At 50.0% G+C, this 20,630-nt stretch carries 17 protein-coding genes; 12 read left to right on the top strand and 5 right to left on the bottom strand.

Annotated features, from left to right (window positions below; genetic code table 11):
- The first annotated feature begins 16 nt into the window (after window positions 1-16).
- The 3 genes from KRX19_10545 to mvaD are packed head-to-tail and all read left to right on the top strand — an operon-like array spanning window position 17 to window position 2,941.
- Window positions 17-1,048: a hypothetical protein gene (locus tag KRX19_10545; protein MBV7435464.1), complete on the top strand. Its 1,032-nt coding sequence runs from the start codon at window positions 17-19 to the stop codon at window positions 1,046-1,048.
- A 35-nt stretch (window positions 1,049-1,083) separates the two neighbouring features.
- Complete coding sequence (locus KRX19_10540) at window positions 1,084-1,959, top strand: mevalonate kinase (GenBank protein MBV7435463.1); 876 nt, start codon at window positions 1,084-1,086, stop codon at window positions 1,957-1,959.
- Window positions 1,952-2,941: a diphosphomevalonate decarboxylase gene (gene mvaD / locus KRX19_10535; GenBank protein ID MBV7435462.1), complete on the top strand. Its 990-nt coding sequence runs from the start codon at window positions 1,952-1,954 to the stop codon at window positions 2,939-2,941. The genes KRX19_10540 and mvaD overlap by 8 nt, the downstream gene beginning before the upstream one ends.
- A 6-nt stretch (window positions 2,942-2,947) precedes the next feature.
- Here mvaD and KRX19_10530 read toward each other — a convergent pair whose 3' ends face one another.
- Both KRX19_10530 and KRX19_10525 read right to left on the bottom strand, forming a co-directional pair.
- A complete protein-coding gene (locus KRX19_10530; protein MBV7435461.1) occupies window positions 2,948-4,303 on the bottom strand; it encodes a DUF459 domain-containing protein in 1,356 nt (451 codons plus the stop codon).
- Window positions 4,290-5,741 (bottom strand): hypothetical protein, encoded by a 1,452-nt coding sequence (locus KRX19_10525; protein ID MBV7435460.1) that lies wholly within the window; start codon window positions 5,739-5,741, stop codon window positions 4,290-4,292. Before KRX19_10525 ends, KRX19_10530 begins: the two co-directional genes overlap by 14 nt.
- 375 nt (window positions 5,742-6,116) lie before the next feature.
- On the opposite strand from KRX19_10525, the gene KRX19_10520 reads away from it, so the two are divergent.
- The 7 genes from KRX19_10520 to KRX19_10490 all read left to right on the top strand — a co-directional run bounded on the left by KRX19_10520 (window position 6,117) and on the right by KRX19_10490 (window position 16,637).
- Window positions 6,117-6,767 carry a TetR family transcriptional regulator gene (locus KRX19_10520; GenBank protein MBV7435459.1) on the top strand — a complete coding sequence of 217 codons (651 nt, stop codon included), beginning with the start codon at window positions 6,117-6,119 and terminating at the stop codon, window positions 6,765-6,767.
- A 16-nt stretch (window positions 6,768-6,783) separates the two neighbouring features.
- Window positions 6,784-9,252, top strand: a complete 2,469-nt coding sequence (locus KRX19_10515; protein ID MBV7435458.1) for an acyl-CoA dehydrogenase — start codon at window positions 6,784-6,786, stop codon at window positions 9,250-9,252.
- A gap of 125 nt (window positions 9,253-9,377) precedes the next feature.
- Entirely contained in the window at window positions 9,378-11,753 is a 2,376-nt protein-coding gene (locus KRX19_10510; protein ID MBV7435457.1) for a 3-hydroxyacyl-CoA dehydrogenase/enoyl-CoA hydratase family protein, read from the top strand.
- A gap of 78 nt (window positions 11,754-11,831) precedes the next feature.
- Window positions 11,832-13,022, top strand: coding sequence for an acetyl-CoA C-acyltransferase (locus KRX19_10505; protein ID MBV7435456.1), 1,191 nt, complete (start codon window positions 11,832-11,834; stop codon window positions 13,020-13,022).
- Between the two features lie 112 nt (window positions 13,023-13,134).
- Window positions 13,135-13,677 carry a YcnI family protein gene (locus tag KRX19_10500; protein MBV7435455.1) on the top strand — a complete coding sequence of 181 codons (543 nt, stop codon included), beginning with the start codon at window positions 13,135-13,137 and terminating at the stop codon, window positions 13,675-13,677.
- A gap of 441 nt (window positions 13,678-14,118) precedes the next feature.
- Window positions 14,119-14,781: a response regulator transcription factor gene (locus tag KRX19_10495; GenBank protein MBV7435454.1), complete on the top strand. Its 663-nt coding sequence runs from the start codon at window positions 14,119-14,121 to the stop codon at window positions 14,779-14,781.
- Window positions 14,691-16,637 (top strand): hypothetical protein, encoded by a 1,947-nt coding sequence (locus KRX19_10490; protein ID MBV7435453.1) that lies wholly within the window; start codon window positions 14,691-14,693, stop codon window positions 16,635-16,637. The genes KRX19_10495 and KRX19_10490 overlap by 91 nt, the downstream gene beginning before the upstream one ends.
- 60 nt (window positions 16,638-16,697) lie before the next feature.
- Here KRX19_10490 and hemN read toward each other — a convergent pair whose 3' ends face one another.
- From hemN to KRX19_10475, 3 genes are all read right to left on the bottom strand, one after another.
- A complete protein-coding gene (hemN, locus tag KRX19_10485; protein MBV7435452.1) occupies window positions 16,698-18,074 on the bottom strand; it encodes an oxygen-independent coproporphyrinogen III oxidase in 1,377 nt (458 codons plus the stop codon).
- 120 nt (window positions 18,075-18,194) lie between these two features.
- Window positions 18,195-18,743 carry a hypothetical protein gene (locus KRX19_10480; GenBank protein ID MBV7435451.1) on the bottom strand — a complete coding sequence of 183 codons (549 nt, stop codon included), beginning with the start codon at window positions 18,741-18,743 and terminating at the stop codon, window positions 18,195-18,197.
- Window positions 18,744-18,986: 243 nt separating this feature from the next.
- The gene (locus KRX19_10475; GenBank protein ID MBV7435450.1) at window positions 18,987-19,241 is read right to left on the bottom strand and encodes a glutaredoxin family protein; all 255 of its coding nucleotides are present in this window, start codon (window positions 19,239-19,241) and stop codon (window positions 18,987-18,989) included.
- 45 nt (window positions 19,242-19,286) lie between these two features.
- On the opposite strand from KRX19_10475, the gene KRX19_10470 reads away from it, so the two are divergent.
- Both KRX19_10470 and secB read left to right on the top strand, forming a co-directional pair.
- Entirely contained in the window at window positions 19,287-20,090 is an 804-nt protein-coding gene (locus tag KRX19_10470; GenBank protein MBV7435449.1) for an undecaprenyl-diphosphate phosphatase, read from the top strand.
- A 59-nt stretch (window positions 20,091-20,149) separates the two neighbouring features.
- Window positions 20,150-20,629, top strand: a complete 480-nt coding sequence (gene secB / locus KRX19_10465; GenBank protein MBV7435448.1) for a protein-export chaperone SecB — start codon at window positions 20,150-20,152, stop codon at window positions 20,627-20,629.
- The last annotated feature ends 1 nt before the right edge of the window (window position 20,630 follow it).

The raw sequence follows: 20,630 nt of genomic DNA, 5'->3' as shown, positions 1-20,630 counted from the left end.
CACATCTGGACACCATATGACTAATACTCAAGCGACCACCCCTGAAAGCATTCGCCAACAAGCCCAAGCTTTTTGGCAAGCATGGGACAAACAAGCAGCACAACTCAGTACGCTGAGTTCTGTGGAGCGTGTCGAAGCCGGCAATGAGTTATTGCACCAATACATCGAAGGGGTCTTTCTCGAAATACAAGAAGATGAGCCTCGCGACCTACTCATTTTTAGTGCCAATGGTATGCTCGATCAATTCATAGCCATCGATATCCTGCTGCAAACTGCGACTACTCGCGACTACGATTTGATTGCTTTCCGCCAGCCTATTCCAGCGGAATACATCAATGAATTCGTCATGCGTATGGATGACGATATCGAGCTTTTAGCCACAGACCTGCTTATCAGTGCCAGCGCCACTGACCAACTCATCGACCTAGACGTCACGCTGCAAAAGCAAGCCGATGAAGAACAATTGCCGCACTTGCAAAACATGGCATTCATTATGCTCGACCACATCCTCGGCGAATGGGATTTAGCAGTCAAAATTCGCAGTGTTGAATTTGCTGATACCCCAGCAGAAAATGCCGTTCGTGCCGACCAACTGCCCGAGCTCATCAATGACCTATGGGAAAATACACTCAACCATGACGGCGAATATCCGCAAGCCGAAGAAAGTGAATGGGCTGCTGCCGAAAGTGAAGAATCTGCAGAACAAGATGCACTCGTTCTCATCCGCAATGAAAGTGCCGCCTCATTGCTCGGCCGACCTGATATGGCATGGTGCATCATCATCGACAGCGAACTGACCTGCAAGGAAGATCTCGACACCGCACAGGATCTCGAGGAACACTTTTACAACCAAATCAGCAAAGACCAGCATGGCATTGGTGTGCTCAGTATCGTCAACTTCACCCAAGGCATACGCAGTATCCACGCCTACTGCCGTAACCCAAAACACGGCATTGCCGCTGCTCTCAGCGCCATGGATGCATTTCCACAACTCGACAGCAGCGCACGTAGCGACTACGACCCTGCTTGGCAGTGGTATCAGTTTTGACGCCAATTATCCACACCTCTGCACCTGGCTCGATCATGGTCAGCGGCGAACACGCCGTTGTCTATGGTCATGCAGCCATCGTCGCCGCGATCGAGCAGCGCATTCATGTACGCTTACAAGCCACCAATGACGATACTGTGTACATTCACAGCGCACTCGGTGAATACCAATCTCCAGTGATGATGCTCAGGCCTGACCCACGTCTACGATTTGCAATAGCCTGCCTCGAACGCTACCCGCACAGTGGTGGTGTCGACATCAGCATCAACAGCGACATTGATCACACCCTCGGCCTCGGCTCATCCGCGGCCGTCACCATTGCCCTACTTGGCGCACTCGCCCGCCATAGCAACAGTGACGAAAGCCTAGCTACCTTGCACACACAAGCACTAACCATCATTCGTAGCCTACAAGGGCGTGGTAGTGGTGCCGACCTTGCCGCCAGCCTACACGGAGGCATGATTGCCTACCGTAACTTGCCACATACACAAACTAAGGCGTTGCCCTTACCACCAACAGCCTTTCACCTCCGTTATGCTGGTTACAAAACGCCCACCGCAGAAGTGCTTGCACTAATCGCCGCACGGATGGCCGATGAACCTGAGCACTACGAGCAACTGTATCAGGACATGGGCAAATGCAGCGCCGCTGCAATCACTGCTGCCCAACAGCACAACTGGGCAACTTTCTATCAACAACTCAACCGCTATCAACAGCTGATGCGCGAACTTGGCGTCAGTGACGACACTCTGGAGCACATCATCACTAGCGCTCACGAACACAGCGACTGCCACGCAGCTAAAATCAGCGGCAGTGGTCTTGGCGACTGTGTCCTCGCTCTTGCTAACACAACTCCAACAAACTTTAGCGCAGCCCCAATTGCAGAGGATGGCCTGATCTACCATGACTAAAGCCGAATTTTTTGCCACTTTTTTGCCCACCAAACTGACCACAGCTGAGCATGCCGAAGCCTACGCACCGAGCAATATTGCACTGTCCAAATACTGGGGCAAGCGTGATGCAGAGCTAAACTTGCCAACTAACGGTAGCCTCTCTATCTCACTTGGTAAACTCGGCACACGAACAACCATAACCGCAGCTGAGCAAGATCAAGTCTCCCTCAACGGCAATAACTTACCTGCTGAGCACCCTTTCACGCGCAAAGTCATCGCCTTTATCGAGCTATTTCGTCGAGAGCAGCACTTGCCAATGCACATCAATACCCATAACACTATTCCCACCGCAGCCGGGCTAGCCTCATCTGCCTCTGGCTTTGCTGCACTGACACTGGCACTAAACCAGTTTTTCCGACTCAACCTACCTGAGCAAACACTTTCTGCCATTGCGCGCATTGGTAGCGGCAGTGCATCACGCTCTTTATGGCACGGCTTTGTCGAGTGGCAACGTGGTGAACACAATGATGGTAGTGACAGTATCGCCCAGCCAATCTCCAGCACATGGCAGGATTTACGCATCGGCCTGCTTGAGCTTAACAGCGCAGAAAAGCATACCTCATCACGTGATGGCATGACCCATACTGCTGAAACCAGCCCACTATTTGCACAATGGCCACAACAGGCCGAGCATGACCTCATCACCATCCGCAATGCAATTCTCAATCAGGACTTTCATACCCTAGGCAAGACCGCCGAAGGTAATGCGCTCGCCATGCACGCAACCATGCTCGCCGCTCGACCACTACTGACCTATTTCCAGCCAGAAACGCTAGCGACCATTCTCAAAGTACAGCAGCACCGCAACGACGGCCTCGCAGTTTACCTCACCATCGACGCAGGCCCGAACGTCAAGCTACTCTACCAAGCTCAAGACGAAGACGATATCCGCACCGTCTTTCCGCAAGTACAGTGCATCAATCCATTTACAACCATATAGATCGTACTACTGCGAGGCGTAGCATAAATACGGCCAAATATAGTCAGCAACATACGCATCACCTTCACGCGATAAATGAATGCCATCTTTCCGGCGAATACGTACGGTTTTGCCGTTAATAGCCATACTATCAAGATAAGTATCACCACCAAGCAAATCCGCAATAGGTAACCACAGGGCACGACCAGTAACGCTGTCATGCAGAAGCGTATTGATATAAGCCATTTTGTCCTGATAACGTGCGTTACGCATGTGCGGTAACCCAATCCATACCACCTGTACACCCGCTGCTTCTGCTGCATCCAGAATACGTGTAATCCGCTGCTGATAGACTTCAGTCCAGCGCTCACTGCGAAACTTGACCGGCCGCTGCTGCGCATCTTTCGTATCGATAAATGCCTGTGCATCATTAGCGCCAATGAATACCATCATCACACCGATATCGCTATTGTTGGCTAGTGTGTCCTCAATCGTCGCTGGCCAATCAAAGAAACCAGCATAAGACAAGCCTGTACTGGGCTTACTCAAATTAATCGAATCGATGTCATACTCTTTCTTCAGGCGCTGGCGTAAGTGCGGTGCAATACTTTGCATCAGCGAATCGCCTGCAAAAAATACTTTTTCGCCATCACGTAATACCACTTGTTGCGGTTCATCCACCCCCATGCAATCTGACGTTGTAGCGCCGTCAGTTGCCTGTGTACCATCCAATACCAATACTTGATCATTCTTAGGTGGTTCCAGCCGTTGCTCTGCAGATGTTAGTTTTTCACTTTTCTGTGCCAAACCGATCAGCCCAGCAGCTGTATCAACCAATAATGTCCTCACAGCTTGGTTATAATACGGCGGCTGAGTAGTTAATAAGGAAGACTCTGCTTGAGTTGTCACAGTTGGCGGCAATTCGTCTCTCAATTCTTGTTCTTTCTCTTTAATTGACTTCTGTGCTGATTCTTGCGCCAACACTTCAGGTACGCGCTCTACCACGGATGACAAATTTGCTGACGTTCGCTCAAGCGTGCTACTCCGCCCTGTGACGACCTCACCTCTTGTTTCATTAAATGAGGCAGTTACTTGCTCAAACCACTCTGCGGTATCGGTCAATACCATCTGATAACCCGTTTCAGCCGTATCGTAGAATTCCGCCCCAGCTCGCCACCATGCATACTGATCCAAAGCTTGCAACGGGCTTTTCCGCTGATAGGTCTGCAGCCAATAGGCATTGATTGACTGCTGAGCAAACCACACCATCGCAACGATCAACACTACTAAAATCAGCCATACACGCTTTGCGCCAGCCTTGACTGATCGTTTTTGGAGTTGCTGTATAGCGCCCGGCTTTGAAGTCTTTTTAGAATCCTGCATAAATAAATCCCGGAATACCTGACGGCGCACAAATCACTACCACAGCCAATATTACGCCCAAAAACAAAGGCCACAGCCAATATGGCGTACGATTGAGTAAAACCACAAATCCAGCAAAAGTGCGAGCCAATACCCCATAGCCACACAACAACAGCAGTAAAATAAACAACGACAGTAATGCCCAAGGGTTCAGCGCCTCATTGCTGTAGCACAATGCCTCAAACATCATCCACGCATCACTAAGCCGTTCAGCGCGGAAGAACACGAAAGCAAAGGCAACAAAGCTAAGCGTGAATAATACTGAGAAACCACGGGCAATGACGGAATGCCCGAACAATGCCCGACGACCACTAACCTTCTCAGCGATATTGAGCACGACCAACGCCACACCATGTATCGCGCCCCACAGCAGAAATGGCCAGCCGTTACCATGCCAAATACCCGACAGCACCATCGCCACCATCACGTGCCCCTGAGTACGCCAAAAGCCACATCGACTTCCTCCGAGCGGGATATAAATATAATCGCGAATCCAAGTCGATAACGACATATGCCAACGGTGCCAAAAATCACGGATATTCACCGCTCTCAACGGCTGATCAAAGTTAGGCGGCAACTGAAAACCAAGCAACATTGCCAAACCAATGACCAAATCTGTATAACCAGAAAAATTGAAAAATAGCTCAAGGGTATAACCATAAATTGCCAACAACAGCGAGGCACGATCATATTGCAGCGGATTATCAAATACCGGTACAACCCAATGCAGATTGATCGACCCGGCAAACCACCACACCTTTGCCACACCGAGCAACACCAGCACCAAAGCCAATGCCGGACGAAAAACCACGCGTCGCTTTGGCGCAGTAATCTGCAAAGCCATACCAATATGCTGACCGTGAAAATAGCGCGACGGTGCTGCACGTGCAATTGGGCCTGCGGTAATGGTCGGGAAAAAACTGAAATATAGCAACAGATCTAATGCGCTCATTTGACAAGAAAACAGCGCTGGCCGTGATGAACACTGCTCACGATACAACGCAACCAAATAAGCAATACCCTGAAAAGAGTAGTAAGAAATACCGAGTGGTAACAGCAAATCAAGAATAGGCATCGGCCATGTCTGCTGTATTAACGCTCGCCAGTCGTCAAAATACTTGAATACGACCAAATTGAGCACAACCAATACAATCCCGATGACCAGCCAGCGACGCTTGTCTGCAATATCCGCAGCTTGCTGTATTTGCAGAGAAATCCAGGCAACTATTATGCTGAACCCGACCACAACCAGCGCAAAAATAACGTGCAAAAATGCCAGCCACGCTAAAGAAACCACAATGAGTAACTTGTTTTGCATTGATGGCGCAGGTTGCAACCACCAATACAGTGGGTAAAACAGCAAAAAGAAGACTGCAAACTCAATTGATAAAAAAGGCATCACACTTCCATCTCTTGTTGCTAGTTACTATACGCTAATCAAAATAACGACGCGATAATGCAAAGAAAAACTTATCAATATTTTATAAATATATACGCACTACACTTTTACCTCGTGGATTCCACGAATTTATTCTCAGATCGGTCAAATATTAAACAGTAGTACTACAGTGACAGCACACCAAAAACACCCCCACAATTAATAACCATATACAAGTTATTTAAAACTCAAAACATAACTTTCCGACGTATGTTTATTTTTTTTAATCTTCTGCTTATAATGCCGGCATGCCGCTAAGAGTATGAAATAAAATCACAACTATTCAATTGACGTTTCATGATATTAAACGTATGATTGAAATCAAGGAAGATAATTATGACTAATGAATCACAGTCAGCACACACAATTAACCGCATTTTTAACAGCGCTGAGAAACTATTTGTCGAACATGGATTTGAAAGTACATCACTACGTACAATCACCAATGATGCAGGGGTCAATTTGGCCGCTATAAACTACCATTTTGGCGGCAAGGATGCCTTGATCAAAACGGTTTTTACCCGTCGCTTCGTCCCTTATCTGCACGAGTGTACTCGTGAAGTTGAGGCACTCAAAGTACTCGACCAAGACTACAATGCTGAAGACGTCGTACGCGTACTGCTCAAACCCGCGCTCAACCTTGCCAACCAACCCAATAAACAAGGGCTTATTTTTGTGCGTCTTGTCTCACGCATGATGGTCGATAACCACCGCCTCGTACGCGACACCATGAGCGCCGAAGCCAAAACGCTGATCAGCAGTATTCTCGATGTTTTACAGCCACTTTTGCCATCTTATAGTGAAAGCACTCTGCGCTGGCGTATTCACTTTATGTTCAACCTGATTTTCCACGCATTTGCTGGTAATGACATTTTTAAATTATTTATGCCCGGCGAAGCAGGATCAGCGCGTAACCCAAAACAAATTGCCCAACAATTAATGCCCTATTTAACAGGTGCATTAACCGCTCCAGAACCTAGCATTTAAAACTATTGGAGGATATATGACCTGGATTATCGCTATTTTATCCGCACTCGCGATCTTTGGTGCGCTTGCTTATTTTGGCTCCCCCGTGTGGCTATGGGCTATCGGCGCCGTGCTGTTTTTGACCATCGTCAAAGCGCACTGGATATTCTTCATTATCGGTTTGGGTTTGTGCTTGGTATTTGGTGTTGCGTCGATCCGCAAAGCATTGATCAGCAAACGCGTCATGGCTATCTTCAAAAAAGTATTACCGCCGTTATCAAAAACTGAACAAGAGGCAATCGACGCCGGTACAGTCTGGTGGGACGCCGAAGTTTACTCAGGTAAACCAGACTGGGAAATTCTTGAAAACATTGCTGATCCCAAGCTTAGCAAGACAGAGCAAGAGTTTCTTGATGGCCCAGTAGAGGAACTGTGTGCGATGATCAACGACTGGCAAGTCGTCCACAAAGACCACGACCTCACTCCTGAAACATGGCAGTACATCCGTGACAACGGCTTCCTGGCCATGATCATCAAGAAAAAATATGGTGGTCTCGAATTCTCCAACTATGCGCATGCCAAAGTAGTCGGCAAAATTGCCAGCCGTTGTGGCTCGGCAGCAGTCACCGTCATGGTGCCAAACTCCCTTGGCCCTGGCGAACTGCTGCAACACTACGGCACCGAAGAACAATGTGAATACTACTTACCTCGCCTTGCCAAGGGTATCGATATTCCTTGCTTTGCCTTGACCAGTCCTTATGCCGGCTCAGACGCAGGCGCGATCCCTGACTACGGCGTTGTCGAGCGCGGTAGCTACACTGATCCGCGCACCGGCGAAAAGCACGAAGATGTCCTCGGTATTCGCGTATCCTTTGAGAAACGCTGGATGACGCTCGGACCAGTCGCAACCGTATTCGGCCTTGCGTTCAAACTCAAAGATCCAAACCACCTGCTTGGCGACGTTGAAGACGTTGGTATCACATGTGCCCTGCTGCCGGAAGGCACCGAAGGTCTGATGCACAAGCGCCGCCACTACCCGAACAATTCACCATTCATGAACGGCCCTGTCTGGGGTAAAGACGTATTCATCCCAGTCGACTGGATCATCGGTGGTAAAGAATACGCCGGTCAGGGCTGGCGTATGCTGGTTGAGTGCCTCTCTGTTGGCCGTTGTATTTCCCTGCCTGCGCTGTCAGTCTCTGCTGGTAAAGCGTGCAGCTACACCACCGCAGCATTTGCTGGCATCCGTCATCAGTTCGGCCTGCCTATCGGTAAATTTGAAGGCGTTGACGAAGCCCTTTCACGCATCGGCGGCTATACCTATCAAATGGAATCGTCGCAAGACTTGGCACTGGTCGGGCTCGACGGTGGTGAAAAGCCATCGGTTATCTCAGCCATTCTCAAATATCACAACACCGAGCGTATGCGCCACTGCATCAATGATGCGATGGATATTCACGGTGGCCGCGCAGTCGTCACCGGCCCGCGTAACTACCTCGCATCAGCGTATAACGCGATTCCGGTCGCGATTACCGTTGAAGGTGCGAACATCCTCACTCGCTCGATGATGATTTTCGGCCAAGGTGCGTTCCGATGCCACCGCTATGTACTCGACGAAATCTTTGCCGCTGGTGACAACAACCTTGACAAATTCGACAAAGCACTGGCTGGACACATCAGCCAAGCATTGCGCAACAGCATGCGTAGCTTCTTCCTTGGCTTTACCAACGGAGCACTGAGCAAAGCACCTGCGCATGCTGGCGAAATGGCTGCTTATTACCGCCGTATTAACCGCCTATCGGCTGCTTTTTCTATCTCTGGAGAAATGGCCATGGCAAGCCTCGGTGGTTCACTAAAATTCCGTGAGAAAATCTCTGCGCGTCTTGGTGATGCATTTTCAAACCTCTATATCGCTACCGCCGTCCTCAAGCGCTTCCAGCGCGACGGTGCGCCCAAGAGCGATTTACCACTGGCTAAATGGGCGGTTGAAAAAGCGCTTTACGACGTAGAAACCGCATTGCACGGCGTCATTGCCAACCTGCCTTCGCGCCCGGTTGCATGGCTGCTCAAAGTTCTAGTTTTCCCACTCGGCCGCCGTTGCCAGCCACCATCAGACAAACTTGGCACTGAAGTCAGCCGCACCATGATGGACTTTGGCCCAGCAATGGAGCGCCTGACCAAATTCATCTACGTACCGGAATGTGATCCACGTACGGTGACTGAACCACTCGCCGTACTCAAGCCAGCGCTTGATGCCATCCGCGCAACGGAAGACGCCGAACGCACTATTCGCCACGCAGAGCGCAGCGGTGAACTAACCGCATTTGCACCGGACGAGCGCCTCGATGAAGCTGCTGAAAAAGGCCTGATTACAGCCGAGCAGCGTGATCAAGTGCGCGAAGCACGCAAACTGATGCGCCTTGCGATCACCGTTGACGACTTCGACATGGAGCTCAACGAGTACGACAAGGATCTATTTGATCGCGTCATTTTCCTCGCACGCTAAGCAGAACGACAAACCCTGAAATGACCCGCCACGGCGGGTCATTTCACACCCCACAGACGAATGAGCACAATCAACGAGGGCGCCGCACTATACGTGCGGTTGTACTAACGATAAGGAGCATAATTATGAACCAAAAACCGATTCAAACCGTCGCCGTCCTCGGCGCAGGTGTCATGGGCGCACAAATTGCCGCCCACTTTGCCAATGCCCACTATCCGGTCAAACTCTTTGACCTCGCAGCCAAAGACAGCAAAGACCGCAATGAAATCGTCCACAACGCGCTCAAGCGCTTGGCCAAACTCAAGCCTGCGCCACTGGCGGAACAAGGCGTTGAAAACCTAATCACCGCGCACAACTACGAAGATGACCTCGAGCAGCTCAAAGACTGCGACCTGATCATCGAAGCCATCGCCGAAAAAATGGAATGGAAGCGCGACCTCTACGAACGCATCGCCCCTGCTGTGCGTCAGGACGCTATCCTCGCCACCAACACTTCCGGCCTGTCGATTCAGGAACTCGCCGAGTCTGTACCGGCAGACATCCGCCACCGTTTCTGCGGCGTGCATTTCTTTAACCCACCACGTTATATGCACCTCGTCGAGCTCATTCCTTGCAACGGCACCGAAGCGGACGTCCTTGACGATCTCGAAACCTTCCTCGTTTCCCGCCTTGGCAAAGGCGTCGTACGCGCACGCAACACCCCGAACTTCATCGCTAACCGTGTCGGCGTCTTCGCCATGCTCGCAGCGGTCAAGCACGCCGAACAATTCGGCCTTGATTTTGACGTCGTTGACCAGCTCACCGGTCGCCTGCTCGGTCGCCCCAAATCTGCGACCTTCCGCACCGCTGATGTCGTCGGCCTTGATACACTCGCACACGTCGTACACACCAAGCAGGAACGCCTGCAAGACGACCCATGGCACAAACACTACACCCTGCCTGACTACATCCAAAAGCTGATCGACAATGGCGCACTTGGGCAAAAATCCGGCGCTGGCTTCTACAAAAAAGAAGGCAAAACCATCAAGCAGCTCGATCCGAAAAGTGGCGAATACCAGCCGGCTGAAGGGAAAGCCGATAAAGACGTGGTCGCGATTCTGAAAAACAAAAACGCCGCCGAGCGCCTCAAGGCATTGCACGACAGCGATCACCCGCAGGCACAATTCATCTGGTCAGTATTGCGCGATACATTCCACTACGCTGCCTACCACCTCGCCGACATCGCCCACTGCGCACGCGACATCGACCTCGCCCTGCGTTGGGGCTTCGGCTGGGACGAAGGCCCATTTGAAACATGGCAAAAAGCCGACTGGCAACAAATCGCACAATGGATCAGTGAAGACATCAAAGCGGGCAAAGCCCTCGCCGATGCGCCACTGCCAGAATGGGTCAGCCAGCGCGACGGCGTACACACGCCGGAAGGCTCTTACGATGCTGCCCACGACACCCTCGTTGCGCGCAGCAACCTGCCGGTTTATCAGCGCCAAATCGTCCCTGCCACCGTTTACGGCGAAACCCGCGGTGAGCTCGGCAACACTGTGCACGAAACCGACACCCTGCGTTGCTTCACTCTTGAGCATCCTGCGGCGGATGGCTTACTGATTGCCTCGTTCAAAACCAAAATGCACACCTGTAGCCACGCCCTGCTCAAAGACCTGATGGCGGCGATTGACCGCGCCGAAGCAGAATACAGCGGTTTGGTTATCTGGCAAGGTGCAGAAGGTCCATTCTCGGCTGGTGCGGATCTTGCCTCGGTACAGGACGAAGTACTCGCCGGCAACTACGACGCCGCGACCGAATTTGCCCGCGACTTCCAGCGCACCTCAATGCGTATCCGTTACAGCCGCGTACCAGTCGTCTCGGCTGCACAAGGCCTCGCACTCGGCGGCGGCTGTGAATTCCTGATGCACTCGGATCGCGTCATCGCCGCAATGGAAAGCTACATCGGACTGGTCGAAGTCGGCGTCGGCTTACTGCCCGGCGGCGCAGGTACCAAAGAATTTGCCATGCGCGCCGCCAAGCACGCCAACGGCAACTTTGCCGCTGCGCTGAAAGACAGCTTCATGACCATCGCCACTGCCAAAGTCAGCACCAGCGCTGAAAATGCACGCGAACTCGGCTACCTCAAGGACAGCGACGTGGTCGTCTTCAACCCTTACGAGCTGCTTTACACCGCACTCAAGCACGCCAGCGCGCTCGCGGTTGCCTACCGTCCACCGGTAAGCAAACCGTTCAAGGTTGGCGGACGCAGCACCGCAGCGACGTTTAAAGGACAGCTGGTCAACATGCTCGAAGGGCACATGATCAGCAAATACGACTACCACATCGCCAGCGCGATTGCCGATGTCATGACCGGCGGCAACGTCGATGAAGGCACCACCGTCAACGAAGACTGGGTACTGAAAATCGAGCACGAACGCTTTATGGAACTGGTCGGCAACAAGCAAACGCACGAGCGTATTGCGCATATGCTGAAAACAGGCAAGCCGTTAAGAAATTAATACAACAAATAAGTTAGGGCGCTAACTCGATATTGAGAGCGCCCAACCATAACTGAATTCCTACAACAGGAGCACAAAATGACTCAAAACGTTTACATCGTTGCCGCGACCCGCACACCGGTCGGCAAAGCCCCGCGTGGCATGTTCAAAAATCTACGCCCTGATGACATGCTGGTGCACGTCATCCAATCTGTCCTCGCGCAAGCACCATCAGTACCACCAGAAGCGATTGGCGACATCATCACCGGCTGCGCATTTCCCGAAGCCGAGCAAGGGCTGAACGTCGCGCGCTACGCTGCACAACTCGCAGGCTTGCCTGACACGGTTCCCGGCCTGACCATTAACCGCTGGTGTTCATCCGGCCTCAATGCCGTACAAATTGCTGCTGATCGCATCCGCCTCGGCGAGGCCGACGTGATGATTGCATCCGGCACAGAGTCCATGTCGCAAGTGCCGATGATGGGCAACAAAGTCTCGCTTAACCCGCGCATCTTTGAAGATGACCACCTTGCTCTCGCCTACGGCATGGGCATCACCGCTGAAAAAGTTGCTGAAAAATGGAACGTCAGCCGCGAAGATCAGGACGCATTTGCTGTCGAATCTCACCGCCGCGCCCTGCAAGCTCAGGCAGAAAACCGCTTTGCTGACGAAATCAGCCCGATCGAAGTCACCTACCGCAAGCCTAACCTCGCAACCGGTGAAGTGGAAATTACTACCAAAGTGCAGGACAAGGACGAAGGCCCACGCCCTGACACGAGCATGGAAGGACTGGCTAAACTGCGCACCGTCTTTGATACCAAAGGCAGCGTTACCGCCGGTAACAGCTCACAAATGTCTGACGGTGCCGGTGCAGTATTGCTTGTTTCTGAAAAGGCACTGAAAGAATACGGCCTTACACCACTCGCGCGTTATTGCACTTTCGCAGTCAAAGGCGTACCACCAGAAGTCATGGGCATCGGCCCTAAAGAAGCCATCCCCGCAGCGTGCCGACAAGCCGGTATCAATGTAAACGACCTGCAATGGATCGAGCTCAACGAAGCCTTTGCTGCACAATCGCTTGCCGTCATGCGCGACCTCGATCTCGACCCAGCACGCGTCAACCCCAACGGCGGCGCAATCGCCCTCGGCCACCCACTCGGCGCAACTGGTGCTATCCGTACCGCAAGCCTTATCCACGGCATGCGCCAGCAAGGACAAAGCGGCTACGGCATGGTCACCATGTGTATCGGTAGCGGTATGGGCGCAGCAGGTACATTTGAAATTTTCTAATTTGTTGATTTAAAAATCACATAAAAACGCAGCACTTGCTGCGTTTTTTGTTATGATAAATATATCACTATTATTATATTTTTATCTGTAATTGCACTACTGAGAGAGGATAATGATGAAAACAACCACCCGCCTACTGCTTGTCGCAACACTAGCCAGCGTCAGTTCGCTGACACTAGCGCATGTCACACTCGCTGATAGCAAAGCTGAAAATGGTAGCTACCACCGCTTTACTCTTAACGTTCCACACGGCTGTAAAGGTGCGCCGACGACCGCCATTACTGTTCATATTCCTGAAGGCATTCAGGGCGCAAAGCCACTTTATATTCAAGGCTGGGACATCAGCACTGAAAAAAGCAAGCTAAAGCAGCCCTACACGGCACACGGCAAAGAACACACTGAATACGTCAGTGCCATTACTTGGGCAAATGGCGACTTACCCAACGATTTTTATGGTGAATTTGTCTTCCGGGCCAAAGTATCCACCGATGCTGAAACACTGCTGCTCAAAGTAGACCAGCAATGCGGCGATCAAAGCGTATCATGGTCTGCTGAAAGCCACGATGAACCACATCCAGCCGCTGTCCTGACCATTACCCATGACCAACATAGTGATGATCATCATGGCCATAACCATGGCGAGCACAAACACTAACTAAATAATTCTCTTATTTCCACGGGCACTATTTCCTCATCAACTTAGCCCTTAAATTGAGGGAAAGTTTGTGCATATTGTAGTGCCCTCATCTGCCCCATATAAGGCATCGCCTAATCTCCATTTAGCTGAATATTTACTTTCAAACGAATTGGCTAGGCAACAGTAAACTCATCAAATAGAGTAAATAAACCATAACGCGTTGTTCCACGTTTATAATTTGGCTATTGCCATATAAATGTTGCAAAATGTTAGCACAATGCCTCCCCCTAACCACAAAATCACTGCATTCAGGTATGGCTTATCACGATATTTCTTGTGATACTGGACGCTTGATCATATCTCATCAATACTACAATCAGAAAGATATAAGCCTCTTGGCTTGTTCGCTCATTCTATTATGGAAAAAATTATGTTGCTTCGGACCATACTGGTTAACTCATGATGAACGCGTCATTACCATCACCTGTCATGATCGTGGAAGATGATCCGGAAATGATGCGCCGGACAACCCGCCTACTGCATGAGATTGGCTATAAAGCAGATCAAATACAACAAGCACCTACTGTTCAGCAAGCACTGAAAAGTAAGCAAAAGCCAATCGCTTTGGCCTTGATCGATTTGGGCCTGCCTGATGGCAATGGCGTAGAAGTGATCCAGGCGTACCGTGAGAATGATCCAAATATGCTGATCATGGTCATCTCCGGATGGTCAACCAGAGAAGCGATTCTTTCTGCATTGCGTGCTGGTGCAAATGGTTACCTCCTCAAAGAACGTGACGATCTCGAGCTTTCTATCTCGATCAGAAGCGTGATCAGTGGTGGCGCACCTATTGATCCTTTTCTGGCACGTAAAATTATTGATGCTTTACCAAGCGATAGTACTCCTGAAGCTCAAGCCTCTCCCGAAGCCACCTTGACCTCAAGGCAGCATGAAATTCTGCATTTGGTTGCAGACGGTATGAGCAACCGTGAAATAGCCGAACATCTATTTATCTCTAAATATACCGTCGAATGCCACATCAAAAACATCTATCAAAAGCTCAGCGCCAGCAATCGTATCAATGCCGTTTCAGTCGCGCGTTCGCTTGGATTATTGCCTTAGCAACCCTGTTTTTATCCGCTTTTGCTATCGCAGAACCAGCATCCGCAGCTTGTCGAGCAAAGATCCTCAGCAGTGAGGTCAGTAAAGCTGACCCACAAGATCCGGCACAATCTGATGACCAATGGCAACCGGTGGAGCTGTCCGATTATCAATGGACGACACGCTGGCCTTTATACAGTGGTGGTGCGTGGTATCGGCTGCGTTGGCAGGCTGATTGTGATGACGACAATAGTGACGACCAAACATTAGCCATCGCGGTGAAGTATCTCAATTCAGCTGGCGCTATTTACTTAAATGATGCGCTACTGTTCCGCGATGAGTCCTTGGTGGAGCCCTTAAGCCAAAGTCAGGCACTTCCGCGCTTTTTGGCCGTTCCGAAAGCGTTAATCAGGCAAGATAACTATTTAGACATCTATGTGGTGAGTATTTATCAAAAGTTTCAGCCTGGCTTGGGGAAAGTCATCATTGCGCCCTATGACGAGGCTAATCAAATTTACGAGCAGTGGCGATTACAAAATTTCACCTTGCCGTGGAGCAATATCATTATGTCATTGGCGACTGGGTTGCCATGGCTGTTCGTCTGGCTTTGTAACCGCAGAGTAACCGTCTTTGGCTGGTACGCGGCAAGCAGCCTAAGCTGGGTACTTCTAGCCTCGATGATGTATACGACGTCATTATATTTCCTGCCAAATACGCTAGCGTTGGTAAGGGCGGTAAATATGCTCTTACCCATGGTAGCCGTATTTTTTTATACGTTCTTATATCGATTTTGCGAACGTCGCTTCCCTGTATGGGAACGCCTACAATTTATCGCCGCGGGCATGAGTTCACTCGCCTTCTTGCTGATACCAGAAGAATGGATCGTCACCTTTTCGCTCATATTACTATTGAGCCTCTTGGTCATCACTTTGGGTAATTTTGTATTTTTCATCATCCATACCTGGCGTAACCCTCGCCATGAATACATTATTACCGCCATATCTCTGATTGGCTTTATCGTGGTCTTCTTTCACGACATATACATTGGCATCAATCTTCGTGAAACCGATCATATTTGGTTTTCCTACGCGACAATTGGTTCTGTACTGGCCATGTCGTTTATCTTTTCTGTCTATAGCCGCAGAATTTTCCGCCAACTGCGCGATTACAACACCCGGCTTGAGCAGGAAATAGTCATCGCTAAAGCCTCACTACGCCAGCAGATGCTCGAGCAAGAAAATGTACGCCTTGAAAATACGCTACTCCAAGAGCGCCTGAGGGTCAGCCATGAATTACATGATGGCATTGGCAGTAGCATCATTCGCTCAATTGCCGAGATCGAACGCCAAAAAGACTCAGTACCAAACCACGTTTTTCTCGCCCTTTTAAAGCTTTTACGCGATGACCTTAGGCAAGTCATTGATAACGCATTTGGCGAATCCTCTGTCACGCCTGAAACGCCGGTGATCTGGATGGCACCTTCACGCCAACGCTTCAATACACTGTTTGATGCTTTAGATATATCAGCATCGTGGAGCATTCCAAGCAGTTGGCAAACACGACCACAACCTGTTCTATGCCTGACCTTGTCACGGATTCTGGAAGAATGCTTGACCAACATCATCAAGCATAGCCGTGCCTCACTGGTCCAAGTCACCGTACGGCAAAATCAATCTGCATTATTTTTGAGCATTACTGATAATGGCGTTGGGTTTGATGTAGGCGCCGTAAAGCGCAGTGGATTAAGCGTTGGCTTGAGCAGTATTCAGCGCCGCTGTGCAAGGCAAAATGGGCACGTGTGGATTTACTCACGCCCCGGCAAAACCCGCTTGGCGCTAAAGTTCAATCTGGCCGATAACAAAGACAACACTGATTGAAGTCACACCATAACGCAATGATTTCAACCAGTATCGCCCGTATGCTGGTATCACGGCAGGTTAAATCACTTTTGAAAAGCGCTTTTGTGGCATTTTTGCCAAATAACCATCAAATATCATGGCTACATTGCGGATCAGCAAGCGACCAATCGGCTCGATGGTCAGGCTGTCATCACCCAAGGTAATTAATCCATCTGCGGCAAGTGGTTCTAGCCGCTGCCACTCATCAGCAAAGTATGCCTTGGCGTCTATATCAAAACGCTGAGATACGGCGTCAAGCGATAAACCAAGGTTACACATGATTTCAGTGATCACATAGCTGCGAATATGGTCATCCTTGTTCAGGCGCACGCCACGCTCGACCGGCAAGCCACCAGCATCTAATGCAGCGTAGTACTTACTGCGCGCTTTTTGATGCTGGCTGTAGCTGTTTTCAAGCATGGAAATGGCGCTGATGCCAAAGCCGAGCAAGTCACAGGTTGAAAAGGTCGAATAGCCCTGAAAATTGCGGTACAGCGTGCCCGCTTTTTGGTGCTGCACCAGTGAATCATCGGGCTTGGCAAAGTGATCAAGGCCAATAAATTCATAACCAGCTTCAGTGAGCATGGCAATTGTGGTTTCGAGAATCGCGAGCTTGGTTGCTGCATCGGGCAAGTCTTCGGCATTGATCTGCTTTTGTGCGCCAAATAACTGCGGCATATGTGCGTAATTAAATACGGCAATGCGATCCGGCGACAAGGCAATAATTTCACGCAAGGTTTTGCGAAATTTATCTACCGTTTGCAGTGGTAGCCCATAAATCAAATCAACCGAAATCGAGTGATAGCCAAGATCACGCCCGGACTGCATCACCGACGCAACTTCATCGAGTGGTTGCACACGATTAACCGCTTTCTGCACTTCCTCGTCAAAATCCTGTACGCCAAAGCTAAGGCGGTTAAAGCCAAGTTGGCGCAGGTGCGCAAGGTAGTCGTGGTCGACTGTGCGCGGATCAATTTCAATACTGAATTCACCTTCGCTATCATCAGCAAATTGAAAATGCGATTGCAACATACCGAGCAATTCGCTTTGCTCTTCCTTACTGATAAACGTTGGTGTACCGCCGCCAAAGTGCAGCTGCATCACCTTGCGACCGCGGTCTATATGCGCAGCCTGTCGCTCTATGTCCATGCGTAAATAGCGCAAGTACTCTGCGGCTTGCGCGGTATTGCGGGTGATGATTTTATTGCACGCGCAGTAGTAGCAAACGTGGCGGCAAAACGGGATATGCACATAAAGTGACAAATCACGCCCGCTGGCATTGCTGTCTTTGAGTGCCTGCACATAATCATCCGCATCAAATTGCTCAGTGAACTGAACTGCGGTCGGATAAGAGGTATAGCGCGGTCCACTGATGCTGTATTTTTCGATCAGTGCCGCGTCAAAATATGCCGTCATGATGTTCTCTTTTTATAAAATTTTAGCGCTATTCTACTGTATTCATCATGCCCTGAAAACAATGACCGCAAACGAAAAACGGACGCCGAAGCGTCCGTTTTTGCTAAAGCAGCGTAACGATTAGTCGTGCTTTTCGTACTCTACTTCGTACTTAACTTTGTCGCTCAACCATGACTTGTCAATTTCGACTTCAATGGTTTCGCGCATATTACCAGTCACTTTCTCATAAGAAAGCTTGGCTTCATCGTCTTTGTCGATCTCTTCTTTAACGACAGTGTAGCCTGCTTCTTGCAATGCTTTCTGGGCTTCACTAGCCAATGCCTTGATGTCCGCACTTTCAAGCTCGCCTTTCAGCTCAACTTCTTCACCGTCGTCATCACGGTCAACTTTCACTTTAGTCAGATTCTCTGGCACGTAGAAACCTGCTGGCAAGTTTGCAGTTGAATGCTGATCTGCAGCGGCATGATCAGCATTGGTTGCAGTTGTACCTGCTACTGCATGATCAGCAGATGCATGGTCATGCTCAGCCAACTGAGCCTTCAGCTCTGCTACTTCTGCTTGCGCATCCGCAAGTTGCTTACGCAGATCAGCGTCGTCAGCCATTGCTGTCATAGAACCAGCAGCGATCATTGCAGCAAGACCAAGTTTTGTCATTGTCATTTTTTTCATCATGTTTCTCCAATAGTTACTGTTGTGTTTCTGATAGCGGGGGCTATTTAACCAATGTTTATTGGCTGAAGCCAGCACTCTAAAGCAGATGTAATCTGTACAGGAAACAATCAACTACAGTAATCACATAAAAAGAAATGCCAAAAACACAACAAGAAATTCAAAATAAAACTTATATATCAATATATTGAACAAATATAAATCTTAAAAAGATAACCTTATCGCAGCGACGACATTATTAAATTATTGTCCATGAGTACGCGCCAGCCACGCCACCAAATCCACTTCTGAAAATGGGTAAAGCAGCTCTTCATCGCATGCCGCGCAGTAAAGCACCGGTACCAAAGTATGGTATTTCTCTCGCAGTGCCATATCGCGATCAATATCCACGATACGGAAATCTACATTCATCAGCATCAATTGCTGTGCGACCTGCTGGCAAAGATGACAGCCTTGTCGGCTCATCAATTGATAGGTACGGGACATGATTTTCCTCATTTAAAAAGCGTACAATAGCGCGCTTATTAACTTGCCTCAATAACCATGACTATTACCCAAGCCATCGTTCTTGCCCTCGTACAAGGGCTGACTGAATTTTTGCCGGTTTCCAGCTCGGCGCATCTCATCCTCGTGCCAAAATTGTTCGGTTGGCCGGATCAGGGATTGGCGTTTGATGTGATCGTACACGTCGGCACGCTGGTCGCCGTCATCGCCTATTTTCGCCACGATTTGTGGCAAATTATTCGCCACTGGTTCACCCAATTCAGCCGCAATCGCCACGACCCAAACGGCTATGCACGCCTTGGCAACCTGATTATTCTTGCTACTATTCCGACCGGCATCATCGGCCTGCTCGCGGATGATTACGTCGATCTTTATTTGCGCAGCCCATTGGTCATCGCAGCAAGTACATTGGTGTTTGGTATTGCGCTGGGGCTTGCTGATCGCTATGGCAAGCGCCTGATGGATATCGCCAAAACCACACCACTGCAAGCGGTCGTATACGGCCTTGCGCAAGCCATCGCGCTGATCCCCGGCACCTCGCGCTCAGGCATCACCATGACCGCAGGACTAATGATGGGCTTCACCCGCGAAGCAGCGGCGCGCTTTTCCTTCCTGATGTCGATTCCAATCATCACCCTTGCCGGGCTGCTCAAAGCCAAAGACTTGATCGAACAGCCGCAAGCTGTTGATATGGCGCCCTTGTTCGTCGGGCTAATCGTCTCAGCATTATCCGCCTATCTGTGTATAGCCGCATTTATGAAGCTGCTGGCAAAGACCGGCATGATGCCGTACGTCATTTACCGCATTGTTCTTGCCATTGTGCTGCTGTGGGTGTTTCTCTAAACCCCACGCACAACTTTGTTATACTGTGCGAGAATTTTTAACCCATTAATGGAGTATTTATGAGCGAAGAAAAGCAACAAGTCATCCTTGAAGTGCGCAAGCTATATGTTGGCGACCTGTCAATTGAAGTCCCTAACGCACCAGACATCTTTCAAGAAGAATTAAGCCCTGAAATCAGCTTCAACGTTGCTTTTGAAAACAACAAGCTGCCACCAGAAAACTATTACGAAGTCAAGCTGCGCCTGACTGTTACCGCTAAAGGTGGCGACAAGACCATTTACTTGGTCGAAGCGGCACAAAGCGGCATCTTCGAAATCGCCGGTTTGGAAGAGCTGCAATTGCGCCATGCGCTGAACGTCTACTGCACGACTTTGCTTTACCCTTATGCACGCGAAGTAGTTTCTTCAGCCATTGCACGCGCTGGCTTCCCATCGCTGTACCTGCAACCGGTCAACTTCGAAGGCCTGTTCCAGCAGAAGCTCGCGCAAGAAGCACAAGCACAAAGTGAAGCGCCAGCCTCTCCGGAAGACGCCAACTAAG

This window comes from Cardiobacteriaceae bacterium TAE3-ERU3 (assembly GCA_019218315.1).
GTDB lineage: Bacteria > Pseudomonadota > Gammaproteobacteria > Cardiobacteriales > Cardiobacteriaceae > JAHUUI01.
Note: the sequence above shows the minus strand (reverse complement) of the source record. Positions and strands in the feature narration are given on the sequence as shown.